The sequence below is a fragment of the Aeromicrobium sp. Leaf272 genome, from assembly GCF_001422865.1.
Taxonomy (GTDB): domain Bacteria; phylum Actinomycetota; class Actinomycetes; order Propionibacteriales; family Nocardioidaceae; genus Aeromicrobium.
The window spans coordinates 503228-505327 of record NZ_LMMY01000009.1; the positions used below are offsets into that span (position 1 = coordinate 503228).

3 protein-coding genes are annotated in these 2100 nt (G+C 71.7%); 2 read left to right on the forward strand and 1 reads right to left on the reverse strand.

The window, feature by feature from the left end:
• Positions 1 to 295: 295 nt before the first annotated feature.
• On the forward strand, positions 296 to 1498 hold a 1203-nt coding region (locus tag ASF38_RS04060), incomplete at its 3' end, for an AMP-binding protein (RefSeq protein ID WP_235497383.1).
• 36 nt (positions 1499 to 1534) lie between these two features.
• The gene (locus ASF38_RS18745) at positions 1535 to 1825 is read left to right on the forward strand and encodes a hypothetical protein (protein WP_255353807.1); all 291 of its coding nucleotides are present in this window, start codon (positions 1535 to 1537) and stop codon (positions 1823 to 1825) included.
• Here ASF38_RS18745 and ASF38_RS04065 read toward each other — a convergent pair.
• Positions 1818 to 2100 (reverse strand): hypothetical protein (locus tag ASF38_RS04065; protein WP_162237296.1); only part of this gene is annotated, 283 nt, incomplete at its 5' end. The genes ASF38_RS18745 and ASF38_RS04065 overlap by 8 nt on opposite strands.

Below are 2100 nucleotides of genomic sequence, written 5' to 3' on the forward strand. Positions count from 1 at the left end.
CGCCCTCAACGAACCGTCGTGGCGCCTCATGCAGCGCGTCGGCATGCGCCGCGAGCTGCACGGCGTCCGTGACAGTCTCCACCGCGACCTCGGCTGGGTCGACACCCTCGGCTACGCCCTCCTCGCCGACGAGTGGCGCGCGGCCCGCTGAACGGTTCGGACACGTCCGGGGCGTTCCGACCCGGGTCCGTGACCCGGAAGTGTCCAGGACGCGGGTCCGGTGACCTGCGACGGCGGTGCAACACCGGGCGTTGCATGATGGGCGTGACCCGCGTCATACGCTCTGGAGGCCCTCGTGATCGTCCCGTTCAGCATCCGCGACTTCCTCGACCGCGCCGTCACGGTCTACCCCGACCGGGTGGCGGTCGTCGACGAGCCGGACCAGCCTGCGGCGTCATGGGGTGAGCTGACGTACGCCGAGGTGATGCGGCTCGCTCAGGCGCAGGCCGCGCGCCTCGACGAGCTCGACGTCCCGGTGGGTGGTCGCGTGGCGATGGTGTCGCAGAACGCCGCCCGGCTGTACACGTCGTTCTTCGGCGTCTCCGGCTGGGGGCGCGTGTTCGTGCCGGTGAACTTCCGGCTCGCGCCGGCCGAGGTGGAGTACATCGTGCAGCACAGCGGCGCGGAGGTCGTGATCCTCGACCCGGGCCTGGAGCACCTGCGCGACGCCTGCTCGGGCGCCAAGCACGTGTTCGTCGTCGGCGAGGACGACGAGGCGGTGTGGGGCTGGAGCCCCGCCCCCGGCGGGGGTGCCGGGCAGCGGGCGGCGGAAGGTACCGGCCAGCGGCCGGAGCACGGCGCCGAGCCTCGCGCGTGGGAGCCCGACGAGAACGCCACCGCCACGATCAACTACACGTCGGGCACCACGGCACGACCCAAGGGCGTGCAGCAGACGCACCGCGCCCTCTGGACGAACGCCACCGTGTTCGGCTGGCAGGCCTCCGTCAGCGACCGCGACGTCTACCTCCACACGCTGCCGATGTTCCACTGCAACGGCTGGGGCCAGGTCTACGGCGTCACCGGCATGGGCGCCAAGCACGTTGTGCTGCGCCAGGTCGACGGCGCCGAGATCCTGCGCCGCATCGAGGACCACCAGGTCACGTACCTGTGCTGCGCCCCCGCGGTGCTGTCCGCCGTGCTCGACGCACTGAAGGACTGGGACGGCCCCACCGGTCGCGACCGCGTGCGCTGCGTCGTGGCCGGGGCCCCGCCGCCCACCCGCACGATCGAGCGCGTGCGCGAGGAGCTGGGCTGGGAGTTCATCCAGATCTACGGCCTCACCGAGACCGCGCCGCTGCTCACGATGAGCCGGATGCGCGAGGAGTGGGACGACCTCGATCCCACCGAGCAGGCCCGCAACCTCGGCCGCGCCGGCGCCCCCGCGCTGTCGACGTCGATCCGCGTCGACGACTCCGGCGAGCTGCTCGCCCGCAGCAACACCGTGCTGGAGGGCTACTGGGAGAATCCCGACGCCTCCGCGGAGTCACTCGCCGGCGGGNACGTCATCATCTCCGGCGGCGAGAACGTCTCCTCGATCGAGGTCGAGGACGCCCTCGCCTCCCACCCCGCCGTGCGCGAGGTGGCCGTGATCGGCATCCCCGACGAGAAGTGGGGCGAGCTGGTGACCGCACTCGTCGTGGTCGATCCCGACGCCGGCGTCGACGAGGCCGCCCTCATCGCCCACACGCGCGAGCACCTGGCCGGCTACAAGTGCCCCAAGCGCATCGAGTTCCGCGAGGAGCTGGCCCGCACCGCCACCGGCAAGCTGCAGAAGTTCAAGCTGCGAGCCGAGTTCTGGGAGGGTCAGGAGCGCCAGGTCAACTAGCGTCCGGCGCCGCGCCCGAGGCGAGTCGGTTGAGGTCGATCGGGCCCCACTCCTGCTCGACCCAGAGGCCGACGAACACGGCGCGGACGAGGGCGACGGCTGACTGGGCGCGACGCTCGAACTCCGCGTCGTCCACGTCGTCGAAGGCCAGGGCGATCAGCACGTCGTCGATGGCACCGATGATCCGCAGGGCGGTCTCCCCGTCGAGCTCGACCTTCTCGGTGCCGTCGTCGGCGGCAGAGAGACGCTGCAGCATGGTGGCGTAGCGACCCTTC